Consider the following 22218-nt stretch of genomic DNA (forward strand, 5'->3'; position numbering starts at 1 on the left):
GGGAGGCGGAGGCGGCGGGTAGCCCTGGGGGCCGTGGTTGCCACCTTCGGCGTCGGCTGGGTTACCTGGATACTCTGGGGGCTGGCTCATAGCCGTCCTAGTTTCTAGTCGGTACGCGCGCAGAACTAAGCAAATCGGAACTTAACAAATATCGGGCGGAGGCGCGCGGATGGGCTTGCCTCATTTCACGTCGGTCGGGCCTCCGGCGAAGCCGGGTGTCCGTGCCGCGTGGTATGCCTGAAACCGTGTCCGACGGTCTGTTTGACCTACCCGGCGCACCGAACGCGACGGGTCATGATCTGGGCGTGTCGGCCGGGGCGCCGCTGGCGGTGCGGATGCGTCCGGCGTCGCTGGATGAGGTAGTTGGGCAGGATCACCTGCTGGCACCCGGATCGCCGCTGCGCCGACTGGTCGAGGGCTCCGGCGTCGCGTCGGTCATCCTCTACGGCCCGCCCGGAAGCGGTAAGACGACGCTGGCGGCGCTGATCTCGCAGGCGACCGGCCGCCGGTTCGAGGCGCTGTCGGCATTGTCGGCTGGCGTCAAGGACGTCCGCGCGGTACTCGAATATGCCCGTAAGGCCCTCCTCGCCCGCGAGCAGACGGTGCTGTTCATCGACGAAGTCCACCGATTCTCCAAGACCCAACAGGACGCCCTGCTGTCAGCGGTGGAGAACCGGGTGGTGTTGCTGGTGGCGGCGACCACCGAGAACCCGTCGTTTTCGGTTGTGGCACCGCTGTTGTCGCGATCGCTGATCCTGCAGTTGCGACCGCTGACCTCTGACGACATCTGCACTGTGGTGCAGCGCGCCATCGACGACCCTCGCGGCCTGGGCGGGCAGGTCTCCGTGGCACCTGAGGCGCTCAAGCTTTTGGTGCAACTGGCGGCCGGGGACGCCCGTCGCGCCCTGACCGCGCTGGAGGTGGCTTCAGAAGCCAACGAACACGTCACCGTCGAGACCATCGAACAGTCACTGGACAAGGCCGCGGTCCGCTACGACCGCGACGGCGATCAGCACTACGACGTTGTCAGCGCCTTCATTAAGTCGGTGCGCGGCTCCGACGTCGACGCCGCACTGCACTATCTGGCCCGCATGCTGGTCGCCGGGGAGGATCCGCGATTCATCGCCCGCCGGCTGATGATCCTGGCCAGCGAGGACGTCGGCATGGCCGACCCCACCGCGCTGCAGACCGCCGTTGCGGCCGCCCAGACCGTGCAGCTGATCGGTATGCCGGAGGCTCAGCTGACGCTGGCCCATGCCACCGTCCACCTCGCCACCGCGCCCAAGTCGAACGCGGTCACGACCGCCCTGGGCGCGGCGATGAACGACATCAAGGCCGGCAAGGCCGGCCTGGTGCCGGCCCATCTACGTGACGGGCACTATTCCGGTGCCGCGGCGCTGGGCAACGCGCAGGGCTACAAGTACTCCCACGATGACCCGGATGGCGTTGTCGCCCAACAATATCCGCCGCATGAGCTGATAGGCGTGGATTATTATCGGCCCACTGGCCGAGGTGGTGAACGGGAGATCGCCGGCCGGCTCGACCGGTTGCGGGCCATCATCCGGAGGAAACGGGGGACTTCCGCGTGAGCGTGACGCTGGCCTGACGCTCGTCGCCGGACGTCACGCCAACGTGACGCTCGGCGACGAGCAACGCAGCTAGACCAGCTCGGGTGCCCGCAGGTGCGCGAGCGCGAGGTCAAACTCGCACTCGTCGAGTTCCTCGACGCCCGCTTCGCGGATTTTCGCGTTCTTGATGGCCCTCGATTGTTCCCTGTTCCGCTCCATCGCTTCGTGGCTGTCGAACGCTGCGCAGGACACGGCGCGACCTGACAAACGGTCGATCATCAGGCTGGCACTGCAGAATCCCTCGAGACCCTCCAGCTCGGGCAGCACGGACGTCTTGAAGTACTCGATGTTTTGGTCCGCGCGAGCCGGGTCTCCCTTGACCCACGTGGCCCGCACGCACGCGCCCTCACGTGAGCGGTGGTCGCGGTGCAGCACCGCAAGCTCCCACTCTTCGACGTGTGGTGTGCCCCCGAACGCTTCCGCGGCCCGGTACCGGATCGGCCGAATCTCGTCAGCGCTTGCGCGCATCGCCTCGTCGGTTTCCCAGGCACTGGTAGCGATACATCTGCCCGATTTGCCGGTCGACCATCAGAGACACCCCCACACACCCGTTGATCTGCTGAAGCGCTGGCATGACGACGTCGCGAATATGTGCAATCCCCGGGTCGATGTCGGTTGATTTCGCCTGAATTGTGGTAGAGCGTGCGTACACGATCCACCCCCCTCACCAGTTAGGGTGGCGCCCCGGCGGCGCCACCGGTGCACCCACTACCTTCCTCCATTGATCCTGGCGCGGCAAGGGGGCGGCAAGGGGAATGCCGTTGTGCTCGCACGGGATTGAGCTGTGCGTTCAGACGAGCTCGGGAACTCGCAGGTGGGCGATCGCCAGCTCGAACTCGGCTACGTCGATCACCTCGGCCCCTAGTTCCCGGACACGCCGGCTGCGCAGCTCGGTCGCCTGGTCGCGGTTTCGCGCCATCGCATCCATGCTGTCGAAGGTCGAGCATGACACGGCACGCCGACACGACGGGTGGTCGACCATCATGCTGGCACTGCAGAATCCATCGAGACGCTCCATCTCGGGTAGTACGTAGGTCCGGTAGAAGTCCAGGGAGCGGCCCACCTGATCCGGCACCACTTTGAGCCAGGTGGCCCGCACGTACGCTCCCTCATGCGAGTGGTGGTCGCGGTGCACCAAGGCGATCTCCCACTCCTCGACCTTGACGCTGCCGTCGAACATCAGCCCGGCACGGTCGCGGATGGGTGCCACCCGTTCGGCGCTGGCGCGCATCGCCGCCAACGACTCCCACGCGCTGGTGGCGATACATCTGCCGGATTGCCGGTCGACCAACAGCGACAGTCCGACACACCCGTCGATCTCCTGTAGGGCGGGCATGACGACATCGCGAACATGCGCAATTCCAATGTCGACCGACAAGGGTTGCGCCTGGATGGTGGTGGAGCGTGCGTACACGATCGACCCCTCCTGTGTCGGGGCAGCGCCCCGGCGGCGCCACCGGTCTCACCAGATACCTTCCTCCTACCGATTAGCCCTGGCAACAGTGGATTGGCAGCCCGCCAAGCGCCCACCGTAGGCTGGACGAGATGGATATTGATGTGCTGGATGTGGATACTTCGCGTCGCCGTATTGTCGATCTGACCGACGCGGTGCGCGGGTTCTGCGCCAACCATTCCGAGGGCTTGTGCAACGTGTTCGTCCCGCACGCGACCGCCGGGGTCGCGATCATCGAGACCGGCGCCGGTTCCGACGACGACCTGGTCGACACCCTGGAAAGGCTGTTACCGCGCGACGACCGCTACCGGCACGCGCACGGCTCCCATGGTCACGGCGCCGACCACGTGTTACCGGCGCTGGTGGCGCCGTCAGTGACGGTGCCGGTCTCGGGCGGTGCGCCGTTGCTGGGCACCTGGCAAAGCGTCGTTCTGGTCGACCTGAACCGGGACAATCCGCGGCGGTCTGTGCGTTTGAGCTTTGTAGAAGGCTAGGTTTACGTCTTTAGACAGCCTTCTAACGAGCCTTCAAAGAGCCCACGAACTAAGGAAGCGGAAACAGTGCAAACACACGAGATCAGGAAGCGGTTCCTTGATCATTTCGTGAAGGCGGGCCACACCGAGGTGCCCAGCGCCTCGGTGATCCTTGACGACCCCAACCTGTTGTTCGTCAACGCCGGCATGGTCCAGTTCGTGCCGTTCTTCCTCGGGCAGCGCACACCGCCGTACGCGACGGCCACCAGCATCCAGAAGTGCATCCGCACCCCCGATATCGACGAGGTGGGCATCACCACCCGGCACAACACCTTCTTTCAGATGGCCGGCAACTTCTCGTTCGGCGACTACTTCAAGCGCGGGGCCATCGAGCTGGCGTGGTCGCTGCTGACCAACAGCATCGCCGACGGCGGGTATGGGCTGGACTCGGAAAGAATGTGGGCCACGGTCTATCTCGATGACGACGAGGCCGCCGGCCTATGGCAGGAGATCGCCGGGCTGCCGCCCGAGCGGATCCAGCGCCGCGGCATGGCCGACAACTACTGGTCGATGGGTATCCCCGGGCCGTGCGGTCCATCCTCGGAGATCTACTACGACCGCGGGCCCGAATTCGGCCCCGAGGGCGGTCCCATCGTCAACGAGGACCGCTACCTCGAGGTCTGGAACCTGGTGTTCATGCAGAACGAGCGCGGCGAGGGAACGACCAAGGAAGATTACGAAATCCTCGGCCCGCTGCCCCGCAAGAACATCGACACCGGCATGGGTGTCGAACGGATCGCACTGGTCCTGCAAGGGGTGCACAACGTCTACGAGACCGACCTGCTGCGGCCGGTGATCGACCTGGTGGCCACTCGTGCGCCGCGCCCCTACGACCCGGACGATCGCGAAGGCCACCACGACGACAATGTGCGTTACCGCATCATCGCCGACCACAGCCGCACCGCCGCCATCCTGATCGGCGACGGCGTCAGCCCCGGCAACGACGGCCGCGGCTATGTGTTGCGCCGGCTGCTGCGCCGGGTCATCCGTTCGGCCAAGCTGCTGGGAATCGACACCCCGATCGTCGGCGACTTGATGGCCAGCGTCCGCGACGCGATGGGCCCCTCGTATCCCGAGTTGGTCAACGACTTCGACCGGATCAACCGCATCGCCGTTGCCGAGGAGACGGCGTTCAACCGCACACTGGCATCCGGCTCGAAGCTGTTCGACGAGGTTGCCGGTGCGACCAAATCCTCAGGCGCCACGGTGGTTTCCGGCTCGGACGCCTTCACCCTGCACGACACCTACGGGTTCCCGATCGAGCTCACGTTGGAAATGGCGTCCGAAGCGGGTCTGACCGTCGACGAGGCGGGCTTCCGCGAACTGATGGCCGAACAGCGCCGGCGCGCCAAGGCCGACGCTGCGGCGCGCAAGCACGCGCATGCCGATCTGAGCGCCTACCGCGAGCTTGTCGACGCCGGCCCCACCGAGTTCACCGGGTTCGACGAGTTGACCTCGCAGGCAAGGATTCTGGGCATTTTTGTCGACGGCAAGCGGGTTCCGGTGGTGTCGCACGGCGATACCCCCGACGGTCCGGCGGCCGACCGCGTGGAACTGGTCCTGGACCGCACACCGCTGTACGCCGAGTCGGGAGGGCAGATCGCCGACGCCGGGACCATTACCGGGACCGGTGCCGGCGGGAGCGCCAAGGCCGCGGTCACCGACGTGCAAAAGATTGCCAAAACCCTCTACGTACACCGGGTCAACGTGGAATCCGGAGAGTTCGTCGAGGGCGACACCGTCGTCGCGGCGGTGGACCCGGGCTGGCGCAAGGGCGCCACCCAGGGCCACTCGGGTACCCACATGGTGCACGCGGCGTTGCGACAAGTACTGGGGCCCAACGCGGTTCAGGCCGGGTCGCTGAACCGGCCGGGCTATTTGCGCTTCGACTTCAACTGGCAAGGGCCACTGACCGACGAGCAGCGCACCCAGATCGAAGAGGTGACCAACGAGGCGGTGCAGGCCGACTTCCAGGTGCACACCTTCACCGAGCAGCTCGACAGGGCCAAGGCGATGGGAGCGATTGCGCTGTTCGGTGAGAGCTACCCCGACGAAGTGCGGGTGGTGGAAATGGGCGGACCGTTCTCCCTGGAGTTGTGCGGTGGCACGCATGTGCACAACACCGCGCAGATTGGCCCCGTGACGATTCTGGGCGAATCGTCGATCGGCTCCGGGGTGCGCCGGGTGGAGGCCTACGTCGGCCTGGATTCCTTCCGGCACCTGGCCAAGGAGCGTGCGCTGATGTCCGGGCTGGCCGCGTCTTTGAAGGTGCCGTCCGAAGAGGTGCCCGCACGGGTGGCCAACCTGGTCGACCGGCTCAAGGCGGCGGAGAAGGAACTCGAACGGGTGCGGCAGGCGAGTGCCCGGGCGGCCGCGGCAAATGCGGCCGCGGGAGCCGAACGCATCGGTAACGTCCGTGTGGTGGCGCAGCGAATGTCCAGCGGAATGTCGGCCGCCGACCTGCGCTCCCTGGTCGGCGACATTCGCGGCAAGCTGGGCAGCGATCCCGCGGTGGTCGCGCTGGTCGCCGCGCCTTCCGGGGACGGGGGCTCCACCGTGCCGTATGCGGTCGCTGCCAATCCCGCTGCTCAAGACCTGGGGATCCGAGCCAACGATCTGATCAAACAGCTCGCCGTGGAGGTCGACGGCCGTGGCGGCGGTAAGCCCGACCTGGCTCAAGGCTCGGGAAAGAATCCGACCGGCATCGACGCTGCCCTAGAGGCGGTGCGTTCCGAGATCGCCGCGATAGCGCGGGTCAGTTGAGTGGTCGAAATACATCGGGGACCTAGACGCGGGAGGAGCCTCGGCATCGACGTCGGCAAGGTGCGCATCGGTGTGGCGTCCAGCGACCCCGACGGCATCCTGGCCACCCCGCTGGAAACAGTGCGCCGTGACCGCTCCGGTAAGCACGTGAAGCGGCTGGCCGCGTTGGCCGCCGAATTGGACGCCGTCGAGGTGATCGTCGGGCTGCCGCGCACCCTGGCCGACCGCATCGGCCCCTCGGCGCAGGACGCGATGGACCTCGCCGAAGCGTTGGCGGAGCGGATTGCTCCGACACCGGTGCGGCTCGCCGACGAACGGTTGACGACGGTCAGCGCGCAGCGGTCACTGCGGGAGGCGGGGGTGCGCGCCCGCGACCAACGCGCCGTGATCGACCAGGCGGCCGCGGTGGCCATCCTGCAGAGCTGGCTGGATCAGCGCCGCGCCGGGGCAGGTTCCGATGTCTGATGAAGAAGGACACCGCCGGGTCGATCCCGTGTCGGTCGGGCCGGCCAGGCACCGGAGAACTCGCGCCGAGCGTAAGCGCGCACAACGAATCCGCCGTCGGCGCCGCATCGCCGGCGGGTTCGCAGTTGGCTCGATCGTCGTCGTAGGAATTGCAACAGTCTTCCTGGGCTCGAAGCTGTGGCACCTGCTGTCCGGTGCCAACGACGACTACACCGGCAACGGCAAGCGCGACATCGTGATCCAGATCGAGGCCGGAGACTCGACCACCGCGGTCGGGGAGACGCTGCACAACAAGGGCGTGGTGCGCACCGTCCGGGCGTTTGTCGACGCCGCGCACGGCAACGCCGCGATCTCGTCGATTCAGCCCGGCTTCTACCGGATGCGCACCGAGATCCCGGCGGCCAGCGCGGTGGCACGGCTCGCGGACCCGCGGAACCGGGGGGGCAAGCTCGTTATTCCGGAAGGTCGTCAGCTCGACGACACCACCGACATGAAGACCGGCAAGGTGAATCCCGGCATCTTCTCGCTGATCTCCCGAGCCACCTGTGTGGATCTCGACGGTAACCAGCGCTGCGTTTCGGTGGCCGACCTGCGCACGGCGGCAAGCAAAAGCACCCCGGCGATGCTGTCGGTGCCGCCCTGGGCGGTTGAGCCGGTGATAGAGCTGGGAGACGACCATCGCCGGATCGAGGGCCTGATCGCGCCGGGCACCTTCAACATCGCTCCTGCCGCCCCGGCCGAGACCAGCCTGGCGACCCTGATCGGCGCCGGCGCCATCGAGTACACGAAATCGGGGTTGGTGGACACCGCTAAGGCCCTGAGCCTGTCGCCCTACGACATCCTTGTGGTGGCGTCGCTGGTCCAGCAGGAAGCGAACGTGCAGGACTTCCCTAAGGTGGCCCAAGTCATCTACAACCGGCTGCACGAGCACCGCACGCTGGAATTCGACTCGACGGTGAACTATCCGCTGGACCGTCGGGAGGTGGCCACCAGCGATGCCGACCGCGCCCAACGGACGCCGTGGAACACCTACGTGGCCGAAGGCTTGCCGGCTACGGCGATCTGTTCGCCCGGCGTCGATGCGCTACATGCCGCCGAACACCCGCAGCCCGGTGACTGGCTGTACTTCGTCACCATCGACGCCCAGGGGACGACGCTGTTCACCCGGGATTACCAGCAGCATCTGGCGAACATCGAGCTGGCCAAGCACAACGGTGTCCTCGACAGCACGCGCTAGCTCGGCGCCTCCTAGAAGGGCCGGGGTGCTCGGTTCGCCGATTGCGCATTCCCGGTCCCCGCAACTACACCTGGCCGCCTACCACGCCCTGGGCCTGGATGACTGGACCTACGAACGCATCGAGTGCGGCGCCGAGGAGCTGCCGGGCGTGGTCGATGCGTTCGGGCCGGAGTGGGTCGGCGTGTCGGTGACCATGCCGGGCAAGTTCGCCGCCCTACGGTTCGCCGACGAGCGCACCGCCCGCGCCGAACAGGTTGGCTCGGCCAACACTCTGGTGCGTACCCCGAGGGGCTGGCGGGCCGACAACACCGACATCGACGGCGTCGCCGGCGCGGTGGGCGCGGCATCCGGGCATGCGCTGGTGTGCGGGTCGGGTGGTACCGCTCCGGCGGCCGTCGTCGGGTTGGCCGAACTCGGCGTCACCGGCATCACTGTCGTGGCGCGCAATCCGGAGAAGGCGGCCAGGCTGGTGGATCTGGGAACGCGAGTCGGCGTGGCGACCCGATTCTGCGACCTCGATAGCCCCGGTCTGGCCGACGAAGTCGGTGCCGCGCAGGTGCTGGTCAGCACCATCCCCGCGGATGCGGTGGCGCATTATGCGGGCACTTTCGCGACGATCCCGGTGCTACTCGACGCCATCTACAACCCGTGGCCCACACCGCTGGCCGCCGCGGTGTCAGCCGCCGGGGGACAGGTGATCAGCGGCCTGCACATGCTGCTGCACCAAGCGTTCGCGCAGGTGGAGCAATTCACCGGGATGCCCGCGCCCCGAGAAGCCATGACTTGCGCATTGGCAGAACTGGATTAGCCTGCCGCGCATGCGGATTGGGATCGCTGGTGTGGTATTGGCCTGGCTCGCGGCGTTGAGCTACTACGACATCAAGCAACGCCGGTTGCCCAACCTGCTGACGCTGCCCGGGGCGGCCGTGGTCCTGGTGGGTGCTGCCGTGGCTGGCCGGGGCATGCCGGCGTTGGCCGGTGCGACGGCATTGACCGCGATGTACCTACTGGTCCATCTGTTGGCACCGACGGCGATGGGCGCCGGCGACGTCAAGCTGGCAATCGGCCTGGGCGCGCTGGCCGGGTGCTTCGGTGTCGAGGTGTGGTTTCTAGCGGCGCAGGCCGCGCCGTTGCTGACCGCGGTGATGGGTGTGGTCGGGCTGTGGCGCCGCGTGCGTACGGTGCCGCACGGACCTTCGATGTGCGTGGCCGCCGCCGGCGCGGCGGGGATAGCGCTGCTGGGTTAGCTGGCTTGGCCGTCGGTGCCATGGTTTCCGGCAACGCCGACGGTGCCGGGAGCTTGATAGTCCTGAGCGCGGCGGGAAAACAGTGCGGCGTTCGCCGCCGACACCTCATCCTGCGCGGCAGCGATCAAACTCGTGGTCGGCGCGGCCGCCGCCACATTGGCGGTCCTGATCATCGGGCCGAGTCCTACCCACTTTCACGTCACGATTTGGCTGTGACGTGTGCGCGCCGCCTTCAACGAACCTTGAATAGTTGTTGAGTCGCAGGTAGGGGGCACGGCGCGGCCCATCGGGCTAGGCAGCGGCGAAGGTGTGGCTTCACAGCGAGGCCCACCCGTGCGCCCGTGGGAAGATGGTCGGGTGTTGCGCTGGATAACCGCGGGAGAGTCCCATGGCCGAGCGCTGGTAGCCGTCGTGGAAGGCATGGTCGCCGGCGTGGAAGTCACGTCGACCGAGATCGCCGACCAGTTGGCCCGTCGCCGGCTGGGTTATGGCCGTGGCGCTCGGATGGCGTTCGAGCGGGACGCGGTGACCGTGCTGTCCGGGGTGCGCCACGGCAGCACCCTGGGCGGGCCCATCGCCATCGAGATTGGCAATACCGAATGGCCCAAGTGGGAAACCGTGATGGCCGCCGACCCGGTCGACCCGGCAGAGCTCGAAGACAGTGCTCGCAATGCGCCGCTGACTCGGCCGCGGCCCGGGCACGCCGACTACGCGGGCATGCTCAAGTTCGGCTTCGACGACGCGCGTCCGGTGCTGGAGCGCGCCAGCGCCCGGGAGACCGCCGCTCGTGTGGCGGCGGGGACCATCGCGCGGGCCTTCCTGCGTCAGGCGCTGGGTGTTGAGGTGCTGTCACATGTCATCTCAATTGGTGCGTCTGCGCCGTACGAGGGTCCGCCGCCGCGGCCCGAGGACCTGGCGAAAATCGACGCCAGCCCCGTTCGCGCGTTCGACGAGGCCGCCGAACAAGCCATGATCACCGAGATCGAAGCGGCCAAGAAGGACGGCGACACGCTGGGCGGGGTGGTCGAGGTCGTGGCTTTGGGCCTGCCGGTGGGGCTGGGTTCCTTCACCAGCGGCGAAAACCGGCTGGACGGACAGCTGGCCGCCGCGGTAATGGGCATACAGGCAATCAAGGGTGTGGAAATCGGCGACGGATTTCAGACCGCGCGCCGCCGTGGCAGCCAAGCCCACGATGAGATGTACCCGGGTCCGGACGGTGTCGTGCGCTCCACCAATCGGGCGGGTGGGCTCGAAGGCGGCATGACCAACGGGCAGCCGCTGCGGGTGCGTGCGGCCATGAAGCCGATCTCCACCGTGCCGCGGGCGCTGGCCACCGTCGACATGGCTACCGGCGACGAAGCCGTGGCCATCCACCAGCGTTCCGATGTCTGCGCAGTGCCCGCCGCTGCAGTCGTGGTCGAGACCATGGTGGCGTTGGTGCTGGCCCGCGTGGCGCTGGAGAAGTTCGGCGGGGATTCGCTGACCGAAACCCGACGCAATATCGCGGCCTACCAGCGTGCCGTCGCGGACCGCGAAGCCCCGGCCGCCCGAGCAAGGGCCTTCGGGGAGTAGTCGATGTCCCCCAAAGCGGTCCTCGTAGGCTTGCCGGGCTCCGGCAAGTCCACCATCGGCCGGCGGCTGTCCAAGGCGCTCGGCGTCACCCTGCTCGACACCGACGCGGCGATCGAACAGCGGACCGGACGTAGCATCGCCGACATCTTCGCCGACGACGGCGAGCAAGAGTTCCGACGCATCGAGGAGGAAGTGGTGCGCGCGGCGTTGGCCGAACACGACGGTGTGCTATCGCTGGGTGGCGGCGCGGTCACTAGCCCCGGGGTATGCGCAGCGTTGGCCGGTCACACCGTCATCTACTTGGAGATCAGCGCCGCCGAGGGCATTCGGCGCACGGGCGGCAGCACGGTGCGCCCGTTGCTGGCCGGAGGCAACCGCACCGAGAAATACCGAGCCCTGATGTCCAACCGCGTCCCGCTGTACCGGCGCGTCGCAACCATCCGGGTGGACACCAACCGTCGCAACCCGGGGGCGGTGGTGCGCTACATCCTGTCGCGGCTGCAGGTTCCCAGTCCGAGTCAGGCCGCCACATGACCGATATCAGGGAACCGGTCACCGTGCACGTGGCCGTTGATCCGCCGTACCCGGTGGTGATCGGCACCGGATTGCTCAACGAACTGGACGAACTGCTCTCCAGCCGGCACAAGGTCGCCATCCTGCACCAGCCCGTGCTGGCGCAGACCGCAGAGGCGATGCGAAACGTCTTGGCCGGCAAGGGAGTCGATGCCCACCGGATTGAAATACCGGACGCTGAGGCCGGTAAGGATCTGCCCGTCGTGGGATTCATCTGGGAAGTGTTGGGCCGCATCGGAATTGGCCGCAAAGACGCCCTGGTGAGCCTGGGCGGTGGGGCGGCCACCGACGTGGCCGGTTTCGCGGCGGCCACCTGGCTGCGCGGCGTCTCGATAGTGCATGTGCCCACCACGCTGCTGGGCATGGTCGACGCGGCCATCGGCGGCAAGACGGGCATCAACACCGACGCCGGCAAAAACCTGGTCGGGGCCTTTCATCAGCCCCTTGCCGTGCTGGTTGACCTCACGACGCTGGAAACGCTGCCGCGCAACGAAATCGTCTGCGGGATGGCCGAAGTGGTCAAGGCGGGGTTCATCGCGGACCCGGTGATCCTGGATCTCATCGAGGCTGACCCGCAGGCCGCGCTGGATCCGAAACGCGATGTGTTGCCGGAGCTGATCCGCCGCGCCATCACTGTCAAGGCAGAGGTGGTCGCCGCCGACGAGAAGGAATCCGAGCTGCGCGAAATCCTCAACTACGGCCACACTTTGGCACACGCGATCGAGCGCCGGGAGCGCTATCAGTGGCGACACGGCGCCGCGGTGTCGGTAGGCCTGGTGTTCGCGGCCGAGCTCGCCAGACTCACCGGACGCCTTGATGACGCCACCGCACAGCGTCACCGCACCATCCTGACGTCGCTCGGCCTCCCGGTCAGCTACGATCCCGACGCTTTGCCGCAGCTGCTGGAATACATGGCGGGCGACAAGAAAACCCGTGCCGGGGTGTTGCGATTTGTGGTCCTCGACGGGTTGGCCAAGCCGGGCCGATTGGTGGGGCCGGACCCGGGGCTGCTGGTGACCGCCTACGCGGGAGTATGCGCCCCATGATCGTCAACGTGATCAACGGCCCGAATCTGGGCCGGCTGGGTCAGCGCGAGCCCGCCGTCTACGGCAGCACCACCCACGACGAGCTGGCGACTCTGATCGAGCGTGAGGCCGCCGATCTGGGGCTGAGAGCCGTTGTGCGGCAAAGTGATAGCGAGGCCCAACTGCTGGATTGGATTCATCGGGCCGCCGATGCCGCGGAACCTGTGATACTCAACGCCGGCGGTCTGACGCACACATCGGTGGCACTGCGTGATGCCTGCGCCGAACTGCGCGCACCGCTGATCGAGGTGCATATCTCCAATGTGCATGCGCGCGAGGAGTTTCGGCGCCACTCCTATCTGAGCCCGGTCGCGACCGGCGTGATCGTTGGGCTGGGCATACAGGGCTATCTGCTCGCCCTGCGCTACCTGGCCGGATCCTCCGGGGCTTCGGGCTAGTCTTTCTTCTTCCGTGTGTCCGGCTTCGTCTGCTCGGCATCCGTGCGGATCACCTCGGTCGGTGCCTCACCCTCGGCGGTGGGAATCGTTTCGGTGGGTGACTCTTCCTCGGTCGTGCGGATCGTCTCGGTTGGTTCCTCGCGCTCGGCCGTGGCCAGCGCCGCGGTCCGTTCCTCCTGCTGGGCCCTGGCCGTCTGCCCGGTCGGAGTCTCGTCAGCGCGGACGGCGGCAAACACGTCGGTATCCGCGCGCTCATGCTCGGCAGCAAGCCCGTGGTGTCGCACGGGCTCTTTCGCGATCTGGCGGTCCACTCGCCACCGGCCGAAAGCCGCCCCAAGGATTCCGAACACGAAGACGAGGAGAGCGGTGAAGGCCGCGAACGTCGTCACCTCGTTGAGCAGCCCGCCGGTGTAGATGCCCTTGTAGAACAGGGCAATGATCCAGGCCACCACCCCGCTGACCAGTCCGGACAACAGGCCTGCCAGCAACCAGGTCATGGCCAGGTCCTGGCGACGGTCCGGATCCGGGTTCGCCCGGGCGTCGTTTCGGCCGTCGATCACCCCCCACACGATCACGCCGACTATGAAGAGCAGCAGCAGCACGATACTGATCAGCGCAGACTGTGTTTGCCACGCGTTGATCAGCGCCCCCTGAAAGAGGCGGACAACCACCATGGCGGCGGCAAACACTAATCCGCGCAGCATCCAGTTCCTCATGGGGCTTCAGCCTAGCGAGTACCGTCAAGGGTCGTGACACATTCTCAGCGTCGGGACAAGCTCAAAGGCGAAATTGCTGCCACCGGACTGGATGCGATGCTGGTCACGGAGCTGATAAATGTCCGATATCTATCGGGTTTCAGCGGGTCCAGCGGCGCGTTGCTGGTGTTCGCCGACGATCGCGAGGCGATTCTGGCCACCGATGGCCGGTATCGCACGCAGGCGGCGCAGCAAGCACCCGACCTGGAGGTGGCCATCGAGCGGGCCGTTGGGAGCTACCTGACGGGCCGGGCCGCGCAGGACGGCGTGCGACGGCTGGGCTACGAAAGCCACGTGGTCACCGTGGACGGCTTGGATGCGATGTCGGCTGCGCTAAACGGTCATGACACCGAGTTGGTGCGGGCCTCCGGGATCGTGGAGAAGCTGCGAGAGGTTAAAGACGCCGGTGAGCTGGCGTTATTGCGGCTAGCCTGCGAGGCGGCCGACGCCGCGCTGACCGACCTGTTGCAGCGCGGCGGCCTGCGGCCGGGCCGAACCGAACGCGAGGTGGGCCGTGAATTGGAGGGCCTGATGCTCGACCATGGCGCCGATGCGGTGTCGTTCGAGACCATTGTCGCGGCCGGGCCGAATTCGGCGATTCCACACCACCGCCCCACCGACGCGGTTCTGGCCGCGGGTGACTTTGTCAAAATCGACTTCGGCGCGCTCGTCGCCGGATATCACTCCGACATGACCCGCACCTTCGTGCTCGGCTCGGCGGCGGACTGGCAGCTGGAGATCTATCAACTGGTCGCCGCGGCACAAAAGGCCGGCCGCGAGGCGCTGCGGCCGGGAGCGAAACTGCGTGACGTGGACTGCGCGGCGCGCCAGCTCATCGCCGACGCCGGTTACGGCGATCACTTTGGCCACGGTCTGGGACACGGGGTCGGCCTGCAGATTCATGAAGCACCGGGCATCGGAGCGACATCCGCCGGTACACTACTTGCGGGCTCCGTGGTGACCGTGGAGCCCGGCGTCTATTTGCCCGGCCGCGGCGGCGTCCGTATTGAGGACACATTGGTAGTACCTGGCGGGACGCCAAAAAAGCCTGAAACCACCGGGCTGACCCCGGAATTGTTGACCCGGTTCCCTAAGGAACTGGCCATCTTGTAGGGAGATTTAGGAGATCGTGGCGACCACCGCTGACTTCAAGAACGGACTTGTCCTGGTTATCGACGGGCAGCTGTGGACGATTACCGAGTTCCAGCACGTCAAGCCCGGCAAGGGGCCGGCCTTTGTGCGTACCAAACTGAAGAACGTGCTCTCCGGGAAGGTCGTGGACAAGACCTACAACGCCGGCGTGAAAGTGGACACGGCCACTGTCGACCGGCGCGACACCACCTACCTGTATCGCGACGGTTCGGATTTCGTATTCATGGACAGCCAGGACTACGAGCAGCATGCGCTGCCGGAGTCTCTGGTCGGCGACGCTGCGCGGTTCCTGTTGGAGGGGTTGCCGGTGCAGGTGGCGTTCCACAACGGTTCGCCGCTGTACATCGAGCTGCCGGTATCGGTGGAGCTGGAGGTCACTCACACCGAGCCGGGGCTGCAGGGGGACCGGTCCAGTGCGGGCACCAAGCCGGCCACCCTGGAGACCGGTGCACAGATCCAAGTCCCGCTGTTCATCAACACCGGTGACAAGTTGAAGGTCGATTCGCGGGACGGCAGCTACCTGGGTCGGGTCAACGCCTAAAGATGCCTGACGGAAAGCCGGTTAAAGGACGTCATCAGGCCCGCAAGCGCGCGGTCGACCTGCTGTTCGAGGCCGAGGCTCGGGGTATGAGCCCAGTCGAGGTGGTCGACGCCCGCACCGCGCTGGCCGAAACAAAGCCCGACGTGGCGCCGCTGCATCCGTATACGGCCGCGGTGGCCCGGGGGGTCAGTGAGCACGCCGCCCATATCGATGACTTGATCACCTCACATCTGCAGGGCTGGACGTTGGACCGGCTGCCCGCGGTGGATCGTGCCATTCTGCGGGTTTCGGTGTGGGAGCTGCTGCACGCCGACGACGTGCCGGAGCCGGTTGCCGTCGACGAGGCCGTGGAGCTGGCCAAGGAGCTGTCCACCGACGACTCGCCGGGCTTTGTCAACGGCGTGTTGGGTCAGGTCATGCTGGTGACGCCGCAGATCCGAGCGGCCGCCCAGGCGGTCCGAGGAGGTGCGTCGTGACCCGGCTGGAGCTGCGTGTCGTCGTCGCCGCTTCGTTGGCCGCGACGGTGATATTGGGCGCGGTCATTTGCGCCGCGTTGGGGTGGGCAATCGTCGCGTCGGTCTTGTCGATCTACGCACTTGGCGTCGGCGCCTGGCTGTATCACTCGATCGAGCGCCTGATCCTGGCCCGACGCATCAGCACGGTTCGCACGGCGGCCAAGCCGCTGCAGCCGCTGCTGCCGGTGATGGCCGCGATTATGGGCCTGACGCAAGCCGTGGTCCGATCGCTCGGCGATGTCACCGAGATGCCGTCGCGCCATTGGGAGTTTCCCCAGTTCCCACAGCTGCCGGTGCTGCGATGGATGGAGCATCCCCTCGGTAATCGGAGCAAAGGGCGGATCGCGGAAAGTGATGACGAACTGGACGGCTGAGACGTCGAATCCCGGATCGAAAATGATCGCGCTTTGAGCGCGGCCGGGACACAATAGCGGCAACCGGATGGAAAGCTGACGACATGAATCGAGACAGCGCCCGCCCGCGACGACTGCGTGTCTCCGCACTGGCGGCAGTAGCCAACCCTTCATACGCGCGCATCGACACGTGGAACCTGCTCGACGACGCCTGCCGTCATCTCGCCGAGGTTGACCTGGCCGGGCTGGACACCGCCCACGACATGGCCAAAGTCAAGCGCCTGATGGACCGCATCGGGGCATACGAGCGGTACTGGCTCTATCCCGGCGCCGAAAATCTGGCGACTTTCCGCGCTCACCTGGAGAGCAAGTCCACGGTCCGGCTTACCGAGGAGGTGTCGCTGGCTGTACGTCTGCTCTCCGAATATGGCGACCGCACAGCGCTATTCGACACTTCGGCACCGTTGGCCGACCAGGAATTGGTGGCGCAGGCGAAGCAGCAGCAGTTCTACACCGTGCTGCTTGCCGACGATGCCCCGTCCACCGCTCCGGACTGTCTGGCGGAAAGCTTACGGGCGCTGCGCAATCCGGCCGACGACGTCCAGTTTGAGATTCTGGTGGCCCCCAGTGTCGAGGATGCCATCACCGCCGTCGCGTTGAACGGCGAGATCCAGGCGGCGATCATCCGCCACGACCTGCCGTTGCGGTCCCGTGATCGGTTGCCGCTGATGAACGCGTTGCTGGGCGCCAACGAGGACGTGGTCTCTATCGAGGGCGCCCACGACTGGGTCGAGTGCGGTGAGTGGATCAGGGAGCTGCGGCCACACATCGAGCTATATCTGCTCACCGACGAGTCGATCGCGGCGGGCGGTGACGACGAGCCCGACGTCTACGATCGGACGTTCTACCGGCTCAACGACGTCACCGATCTGCACAGCACGGTGCTCGCGGGCCTGAGAAATCGTTTCTCCACACCGTTTTTCGACGCGTTGCGCGCCTACGCGGCCGCGCCCGTCGGCCAATTCCACGCTCTTCCCGTCGCGCGTGGCGCCAGCATCTTCAACTCAAAATCGCTGCAGGACATGGGCGAGTTCTACGGTCGCAACATCTTCATGGCCGAAACCTCCACTACCTCAGGTGGACTCGATTCGCTGCTCGACCCGCACGGCAACATCAAGAAGGCGATGGACAAGGCCGCGGTCACCTGGCGCGCCAATCACACGTACTTCGTCACCAACGGGACCTCCACCGCCAACAAGATCGTTGTCCAGTCGCTGACGCGACCGGGTGACATCGTGCTCATCGACCGCAACTGCCACAAGTCGCATCACTACGGGCTGGTTCTTGCCGGGGCTTACCCGCTGTACCTCGACGCGTATCCGTTGCCGCAGTTCGCGATCTACGGCGCGGTGTCGCTGCGCACAATCAAGAAGGCGCTATTCGATCTCGAAGCGGCCGGGCAGCTGCACCGGGTGCGCATGCTGCTGCTCACCAACTGCACGTTCGACGGCGTCGTCTACAACCCCCAACGGGTGATGGAAGAGGTGCTGGCGATCAAGCCGGACATCTGCTTCTTGTGGGACGAGGCGTGGTACGCGTTCGCGACCGCGGTGCCATGGGCCCGACAGCGTACCGCGATGGTGTCTGCCGAGCGGTTGGAATCGAAGCTGGCGTCGCCGGAATACACTGAGGAATACCGGAATTGGTGCGAGTCGATGCAGGGGATCCCACGGTCGGAGTGGGTTGACCACCGGCTGCTGCCCGACCCGGCTCGTGCCCGGGTTCGCGTGTATGCGACGCATTCCACCCACAAGTCACTGTCGGCGCTGCGGCAGGCGTCGATGATCCATGTGCGCGACCAGGATTTCAACGCCCGCGCCCGGGATGCGTTCGGTGAGGCGTTCTTGACGCACACCTCAACATCGCCCAACCAGCAACTGCTGGCGTCGCTGGACCTGGCCCGCCGACAGGTCGACATCGAGGGTTTCCAACTGGTCCGGCAGGTTTACGACATGGCGCTTGTCTTCCGCCATCGCGTCCGCAAAGACCGCCTGATCAGCAAGTGGTTCCGCATTCTCGACGAGTCCGACCTGGTGCCCGAGGAGTACCGCGCGTCCGCGGTGAGTTCCTACCGCCAGGTCCGTCAGGGCGCACTGGCCGAGTGGAACGAGGCGTGGCGATCCGACCAGTTCGTCCTCGACCCGACGCGGGTCACCCTGTTCATCGGCGATACCGGAATGAACGGGTACGACTTCCGCGAGAAAATCCTGATGGAGCGATTCGGGATCCAGATCAACAAGACGTCGATCAACAGCGTGTTGTTGATCTTCACCATCGGTGTCACCTGGTCGAGCGTGCATTATCTGCTCGACGTGCTGCGCCGGGTGGCCACCGACTTCGACCGGACCAAGAATGCGGCCAGCGCGGCCGACTGGGCCCTGCACGAGCGCCGTGTTGAGGAGATCACCCAGGATCTGCCGCACCTACCCGACTTCAGCGAATTCGACGTTGCCTTCCGTCCGCAAGACGCGTGCATGTTCGGCGACACGCGGTCGGCCTTCTACGCCGGCTACGAAGAGTCGGATCGCGAGTACGTGCTGATCGGGATGGCGGGGCGACGGCTTGCCGAGGGAAAGACGTTGGTGTCCACCACTTTTGTGGTGCCGTACCCGCCGGGTTTCCCGGTGCTAGTCCCGGGCCAGGTGGTCTCCAAGGAGATCATCTATTTCCTGGCCCAACTCGACGTCAAAGAGATCCACGGCTACAACCATGAACTCGGGTTGTCGGTATTCACCCAGGCGGCGCTCGCCCGGTTGGAGGCCCAGCGGAATGCGGCGACGGCCGCGGTGGGTTCGGCGTTCCCGGTCTTCGAGGTGCCGCGGGATGCTTCCGCTTTAAATGGCGACCGCGTCGTGGGGACCGTGGCCGAAGACGTGTGACGGCTGGTGGTCCCCCGAGCGCAGCCCCCGCCCGCTCGTACGATGATGCTATGCGCACCACTTTGCAAATTGATGACGATGTGCTAGAAGATGCGCGCAGCATCGCTCGCGCGGAGGGTCGGTCCATAGGCGCGGTGATTTCTGAGCTGGCGCGCAGGTCGCTGCGGCCCGTTGGGATCGTCGTGGTTGACGGGCTGCCGGTATTCGACGTTCCGCCGGAGGCGCCAATCATCACCGATGAAGATGTCGCCCGGGCTCTTGAGGAAGACGGGTGACCGCCCTGCTCGACGTGAACGTCCTGATTGCGTTGGGCTGGCGCAACCATGTTCACCACACGGCGGCGCGGAAATGGTTTACGCGGTCGTCGTCGAGAGGATGGGCTACGACGCCGATCACTGAAATCGGATTCGTTCGCATTTCGAGCAACCGCAGGCTGATGAAGGTGTCGACAACACCGGCGACTGCCATCGCGCAACTAGCGGCTCTAAGAAGGCTTCCAGGCCATGCGTTTTGGCCCGACGACGTGCCGTTGGTTGTCGGCGAGGGCAGCGACCGCGCTGCTGTTTCGACTCACCGTCTTGTTACGGACCGTCATCTGATTGCATTGGCTGCCCGGTATGACGGGCGGTTGGTTACCTTCGACGCAACACTGGCCGATTCGGCGTCGGCCGGGGTCGTTGAGCTTCTGTAGCTCAACGGCGATGTGTGTCGTGTCACGCCCGCAGAAGACCTCGAAAACTGTTGTGGCGTATTGGTCGTCAATAAGCCACGTGAGCGCGGCGGCGATTGGTTCTGCGTTTTCCGTCTTCGAGGTTTCCGAAAACGCCTAGGACTGCCCGTTGAGGGCACGGTAGACGAACTCGGTCAACGCATCGATCGCCTCGTCGTCGTCGACGTGGTGTTCCCCGAACTGGCCATTCGACATCTGCCACTGTGATCCCAATCCGTCGAGCAACCCGACAAACATCGCCAGTACCACCTCGGGGCGCCCCGGCAGCGTACGGCCGGACGCACTGATGGGGTCGAGGTGATTGCGCAGCTGGTTGATGTCTTCGCTCATCAGGGCCTGCACTTGGGCGCCAAACTCTGGGTTCACCAGACCCGCCTGACGTAGCGCGGTCAGCTCGACGGCATGGCGTCGTTGAAAGCGCCAATACGAAGCGACATGCCAGCGGACCGCGGCGCGGTCGCTGAAGTCCGCGCGGTGCTGGGAATCGGGCGCAGCCACTTCCCGGTCGTGGTCGGCGAATATGTCTGCGAGCAGCGCCCGGAGCAGGTCTTCCTTGCTGGTGAAGTGGTTGTAAACCGATCCTGCGGCGCGCCCGGCTTCGTCGGTGATGTCGGTGATCTTCGTGTTCAGGTAGCCCTTTCGGGCGAACAACCGCCGAGCCGCGTCCTTAAGCGCAACCGCGGTGCCAACCGCCTTTTCCGCCCGTTTCACCAGCACCTCCTTGACAGGAAAGCTAGCACTAACCAAACTGAATCAATATTCAGTGAATTGAAGTTCAACCAAGGAGAATGGATGGACATCCAGGTGCTGATCGTCGGAGGTGGGCCCACCGGACTCACGCTGGCGATCGAATTGGCCCGCCGCGGTGTCCACGTGCGCATCCTCGATAAAGCCGAGCGGTTCGCTACCGGCTCCCGGGGTGACGGCCTGCAGCCACGCACGCTGGAGGTCTTCGAAGACCTCGGTGTCCTCGACGAGGTCTTCGCCAGCGGCATGGGTGCACCGCTGATGCGCATCTATGACGGCATAGCTGCGGTGGGGGAGCGCCGGCTGGCTACCGAGGAGCCACCAAGCACCGACACGCCTTTCCCGAACCCGTGGTTCGTGCCGCAATGGCGCACCGAGGAGATCCTGCGCTCTCGGCTCTTGAGGTACGGGGTGCAGGTGCAGCTGGGCGCCGAGGTCGTGGCGGTGGAGCAGGGCGACCCGCTGGACGGGGATGCGGTGACGGTGCACATGCGCAGCGGCGAAGTCGTGCGGGCACGGTACGTAGTTGGCGCCGACGGCGGCCCCAGCACCGTGCGCCGACAGCTCGCCATCCCATTCGTCGGCATCACCGATGACAAGCTGCGGTTGCTGCAGGCTGACCTACGGATCGAGGGTCTGGACCATGAGACCTGGGCCACCATTTGGCGAGTGAATGTCCGCATGGCGCAGAGATTTCGCGACGGACGGGTATTCCTGGCTGGCGACGCCGCCCACGTGCACCCGCCCACCGGCGGGCAGGGACTCAACACCGGTGTGCAGGACGCCTACAACCTGGGCTGGAAGCTCGCCGCGGTGCTCGCCGGGGCTCCCGACGAACTGCTGGATAGTTACGAAGCGGAGCGTATCCGCGTTGCCGAACGCATCCTTGCACTCAGCGCCGAGCTCCTGGCCAAGACCGTGCGTGGCAGCGCCGGCGCAATGGAGCGCGGCGCGGAAATTCGACAACTTGATTTGAGTTACCGTGGCGGGCCATTGACGCTCGATGACTGCTCCCGCGCCGTGCTGGCAGCCGGTGATCGCGCACCGGACGCGCCGATGCTCGCCAAGGGCCGCGCGGCTCGGCTGTTTACTCTTTTTGCCGGCGTGCATTGGACGCTGCTGCGATTCGGGCGTGGTGCACCGTATCTGGACCACCCGTGCGTCCACTCGTACGAGATCGGCAACGACATCCTCGACACCGATCGGCATATTCGGCGGGCCTACGACATCGACGACTGCGCGGCTGTCCTCATCCGCCCAGACGGCTACATCGGTGCTATCACCACCAACCTTGCCGCGCTTACCGCCTACGGCAACTGGGTGCTGGCTGGATGAGGTCTTTCGGTTTCTACACCGCCTGGCTGGTGCGCGCGGGCCCCCGATGTCCCAGCCGGGTGGACATCGGTTAGCCGACAACACCAGGGTCCAGGAAATTGTCAATCGAATGATGGGAAAGGGGGTGAGTATATGGAGCACGAGGTTTTGTTTCACGACGTGGAGACGGCCCAGTGTGTGATCTCCTTCATCGTCGG

The 22218-nt window shown here is 65.9% G+C and carries 23 protein-coding genes and 2 pseudogenes; 19 read left to right on the forward strand and 6 right to left on the reverse strand.

Going from position 1 to position 22218, the window contains the following annotated elements:
• Positions 1-90 (reverse strand): hypothetical protein (locus MSIMFI_RS29410; RefSeq protein ID WP_318187435.1); only part of this gene is annotated, 90 nt, incomplete at its 3' end.
• Between the two features lie 143 nt (positions 91-233).
• Between MSIMFI_RS29410 and MSIMFI_RS25370 the strand changes: the two genes are divergently transcribed.
• Complete coding sequence (locus MSIMFI_RS25370; protein WP_191499661.1) at positions 234-1589, forward strand: replication-associated recombination protein A; 1356 nt, start codon at positions 234-236, stop codon at positions 1587-1589.
• A gap of 69 nt (positions 1590-1658) precedes the next feature.
• On the opposite strand, the pseudogene MSIMFI_RS25375 reads toward MSIMFI_RS25370, so the two are convergent.
• A pseudogene (locus MSIMFI_RS25375) lies at positions 1659-2280 on the reverse strand (hypothetical protein).
• A 138-nt stretch (positions 2281-2418) separates the two neighbouring features.
• Complete coding sequence (locus MSIMFI_RS25380; RefSeq protein WP_191499662.1) at positions 2419-3042, reverse strand: hypothetical protein; 624 nt, start codon at positions 3040-3042, stop codon at positions 2419-2421.
• Between the two features lie 143 nt (positions 3043-3185).
• On the opposite strand from MSIMFI_RS25380, the gene MSIMFI_RS25385 reads away from it, so the two are divergent.
• The 6 genes from MSIMFI_RS25385 to MSIMFI_RS25405 all read left to right on the forward strand — a co-directional run bounded on the left by MSIMFI_RS25385 (position 3186) and on the right by MSIMFI_RS25405 (position 9326).
• The gene (locus MSIMFI_RS25385) at positions 3186-3575 is read left to right on the forward strand and encodes a secondary thiamine-phosphate synthase enzyme YjbQ (protein WP_186245706.1); all 390 of its coding nucleotides are present in this window, start codon (positions 3186-3188) and stop codon (positions 3573-3575) included.
• Positions 3576-3641: 66 nt separating this feature from the next.
• Positions 3642-6377, forward strand: a complete 2736-nt coding sequence (gene alaS / locus MSIMFI_RS25390) for an alanine--tRNA ligase (RefSeq protein ID WP_191499663.1) — start codon at positions 3642-3644, stop codon at positions 6375-6377.
• Positions 6378-6842: a Holliday junction resolvase RuvX gene (gene ruvX, locus MSIMFI_RS25395; RefSeq protein WP_191499664.1), complete on the forward strand. Its 465-nt coding sequence runs from the start codon at positions 6378-6380 to the stop codon at positions 6840-6842.
• Positions 6835-8079, forward strand: a complete 1245-nt coding sequence (locus MSIMFI_RS28630) for an endolytic transglycosylase MltG (protein WP_224770428.1) — start codon at positions 6835-6837, stop codon at positions 8077-8079. Before ruvX ends, MSIMFI_RS28630 begins: the two co-directional genes overlap by 8 nt.
• Entirely contained in the window at positions 8057-8887 is an 831-nt protein-coding gene (locus MSIMFI_RS25400; RefSeq protein ID WP_224770429.1) for a shikimate dehydrogenase, read from the forward strand. Before MSIMFI_RS28630 ends, MSIMFI_RS25400 begins: the two co-directional genes overlap by 23 nt.
• A gap of 10 nt (positions 8888-8897) precedes the next feature.
• Positions 8898-9326 carry an A24 family peptidase gene (locus MSIMFI_RS25405; RefSeq protein WP_191499666.1) on the forward strand — a complete coding sequence of 143 codons (429 nt, stop codon included), beginning with the start codon at positions 8898-8900 and terminating at the stop codon, positions 9324-9326.
• 50 nt (positions 9327-9376) lie between these two features.
• On the opposite strand, the pseudogene MSIMFI_RS29080 reads toward MSIMFI_RS25405, so the two are convergent.
• Positions 9377-9511: pseudogene (locus MSIMFI_RS29080) on the reverse strand (PE family protein); the annotation flags it as partial.
• Positions 9512-9683: 172 nt separating this feature from the next.
• Here MSIMFI_RS29080 and aroC point away from each other — a divergent pair.
• The 4 genes from aroC to aroQ are packed head-to-tail and all read left to right on the forward strand — an operon-like array spanning position 9684 to position 12954.
• On the forward strand, positions 9684-10898 hold the full coding sequence (gene aroC, locus MSIMFI_RS25415) for a chorismate synthase (protein WP_191499846.1): 1215 nt from the start codon (positions 9684-9686) through the stop codon (positions 10896-10898).
• 3 nt (positions 10899-10901) lie between these two features.
• Positions 10902-11432, forward strand: coding sequence for a shikimate kinase (locus tag MSIMFI_RS25420; RefSeq protein WP_191499668.1), 531 nt, complete (start codon positions 10902-10904; stop codon positions 11430-11432).
• On the forward strand, positions 11429-12517 hold the full coding sequence (gene aroB, locus MSIMFI_RS25425) for a 3-dehydroquinate synthase (RefSeq protein WP_191499669.1): 1089 nt from the start codon (positions 11429-11431) through the stop codon (positions 12515-12517). Before MSIMFI_RS25420 ends, aroB begins: the two co-directional genes overlap by 4 nt.
• Positions 12505-12954, forward strand: coding sequence for a type II 3-dehydroquinate dehydratase (gene aroQ, locus MSIMFI_RS25430; RefSeq protein ID WP_191499670.1), 450 nt, complete (start codon positions 12505-12507; stop codon positions 12952-12954). The genes aroB and aroQ overlap by 13 nt, the downstream gene beginning before the upstream one ends.
• Here the strand turns inward: aroQ and MSIMFI_RS25435 are convergent.
• Positions 12951-13670: a B-4DMT family transporter gene (locus tag MSIMFI_RS25435; RefSeq protein WP_191499671.1), complete on the reverse strand. Its 720-nt coding sequence runs from the start codon at positions 13668-13670 to the stop codon at positions 12951-12953. The two genes, aroQ and MSIMFI_RS25435, sit on opposite strands and share 4 nt — an antisense overlap.
• 33 nt (positions 13671-13703) lie before the next feature.
• On the opposite strand from MSIMFI_RS25435, the gene MSIMFI_RS25440 reads away from it, so the two are divergent.
• The 7 genes from MSIMFI_RS25440 to MSIMFI_RS25470 all read left to right on the forward strand — a co-directional run bounded on the left by MSIMFI_RS25440 (position 13704) and on the right by MSIMFI_RS25470 (position 19900).
• Positions 13704-14822 (forward strand): M24 family metallopeptidase, encoded by a 1119-nt coding sequence (locus MSIMFI_RS25440; RefSeq protein WP_186242753.1) that lies wholly within the window; start codon positions 13704-13706, stop codon positions 14820-14822.
• Between the two features lie 16 nt (positions 14823-14838).
• Positions 14839-15402, forward strand: coding sequence for an elongation factor P (gene efp, locus MSIMFI_RS25445; protein WP_186242754.1), 564 nt, complete (start codon positions 14839-14841; stop codon positions 15400-15402).
• A 2-nt stretch (positions 15403-15404) separates the two neighbouring features.
• The gene (gene nusB / locus MSIMFI_RS25450; RefSeq protein ID WP_186242755.1) at positions 15405-15878 is read left to right on the forward strand and encodes a transcription antitermination factor NusB; all 474 of its coding nucleotides are present in this window, start codon (positions 15405-15407) and stop codon (positions 15876-15878) included.
• Positions 15875-16291, forward strand: coding sequence for an antitermination protein NusB (locus MSIMFI_RS25455; protein ID WP_186242756.1), 417 nt, complete (start codon positions 15875-15877; stop codon positions 16289-16291). Before nusB ends, MSIMFI_RS25455 begins: the two co-directional genes overlap by 4 nt.
• Before the next feature lie 83 nt (positions 16292-16374).
• On the forward strand, positions 16375-19209 hold the full coding sequence (locus tag MSIMFI_RS25460) for an aminotransferase class I/II-fold pyridoxal phosphate-dependent enzyme (protein ID WP_191499672.1): 2835 nt from the start codon (positions 16375-16377) through the stop codon (positions 19207-19209).
• Between the two features lie 50 nt (positions 19210-19259).
• A complete protein-coding gene (locus MSIMFI_RS25465; RefSeq protein ID WP_191499673.1) occupies positions 19260-19484 on the forward strand; it encodes a ribbon-helix-helix domain-containing protein in 225 nt (74 codons plus the stop codon).
• Positions 19481-19900 carry a type II toxin-antitoxin system VapC family toxin gene (locus MSIMFI_RS25470; protein ID WP_191499674.1) on the forward strand — a complete coding sequence of 140 codons (420 nt, stop codon included), beginning with the start codon at positions 19481-19483 and terminating at the stop codon, positions 19898-19900. The genes MSIMFI_RS25465 and MSIMFI_RS25470 overlap by 4 nt, the downstream gene beginning before the upstream one ends.
• 135 nt (positions 19901-20035) lie before the next feature.
• On the opposite strand, the gene MSIMFI_RS25475 is transcribed toward MSIMFI_RS25470, so the two are convergent.
• Positions 20036-20650, reverse strand: a complete 615-nt coding sequence (locus MSIMFI_RS25475; protein WP_191499675.1) for a TetR/AcrR family transcriptional regulator — start codon at positions 20648-20650, stop codon at positions 20036-20038.
• Between the two features lie 81 nt (positions 20651-20731).
• On the opposite strand from MSIMFI_RS25475, the gene MSIMFI_RS25480 reads away from it, so the two are divergent.
• Positions 20732-22021: an FAD-dependent oxidoreductase gene (locus tag MSIMFI_RS25480; protein WP_191499676.1), complete on the forward strand. Its 1290-nt coding sequence runs from the start codon at positions 20732-20734 to the stop codon at positions 22019-22021.
• Positions 22022-22218 lie beyond the last annotated feature (197 nt).

Source organism: Mycobacterium simulans, from assembly GCF_900232995.1.
GTDB classification, from domain to species: domain Bacteria; phylum Actinomycetota; class Actinomycetes; order Mycobacteriales; family Mycobacteriaceae; genus Mycobacterium; species Mycobacterium simulans.

Bases quoted from the DNA above. Each gene is read 5' to 3' on its own strand.
- MSIMFI_RS28630 (WP_224770428.1), top strand. From the start codon at position 6,835: ATGTCTGATGAAGAAGGACACCGCCGGGTCGATCCCGTGTCGGTCGGG.
- MSIMFI_RS25480 (WP_191499676.1), top strand. From the start codon at position 20,732: ATGGACATCCAGGTGCTGATCGTCGGAGGTGGGCCCACCGGACTCACG.
- MSIMFI_RS25460 (WP_191499672.1), top strand. From the start codon at position 16,375: ATGAATCGAGACAGCGCCCGCCCGCGACGACTGCGTGTCTCCGCACTG.
- MSIMFI_RS25405 (WP_191499666.1), top strand. From the start codon at position 8,898: ATGCGGATTGGGATCGCTGGTGTGGTATTGGCCTGGCTCGCGGCGTTG.
- aroB (WP_191499669.1), top strand. From the start codon at position 11,429: ATGACCGATATCAGGGAACCGGTCACCGTGCACGTGGCCGTTGATCCG.
- nusB (WP_186242755.1), top strand. From the start codon at position 15,405: ATGCCTGACGGAAAGCCGGTTAAAGGACGTCATCAGGCCCGCAAGCGC.
- MSIMFI_RS25420 (WP_191499668.1), top strand. From the start codon at position 10,902: ATGTCCCCCAAAGCGGTCCTCGTAGGCTTGCCGGGCTCCGGCAAGTCC.
- MSIMFI_RS25465 (WP_191499673.1), top strand. From the start codon at position 19,260: ATGCGCACCACTTTGCAAATTGATGACGATGTGCTAGAAGATGCGCGC.
- aroQ (WP_191499670.1), top strand. From the start codon at position 12,505: ATGCGCCCCATGATCGTCAACGTGATCAACGGCCCGAATCTGGGCCGG.
- MSIMFI_RS25435 (WP_191499671.1), bottom strand. From the start codon at position 13,670: ATGAGGAACTGGATGCTGCGCGGATTAGTGTTTGCCGCCGCCATGGTG.
- MSIMFI_RS25370 (WP_191499661.1), top strand. From the start codon at position 234: ATGCCTGAAACCGTGTCCGACGGTCTGTTTGACCTACCCGGCGCACCG.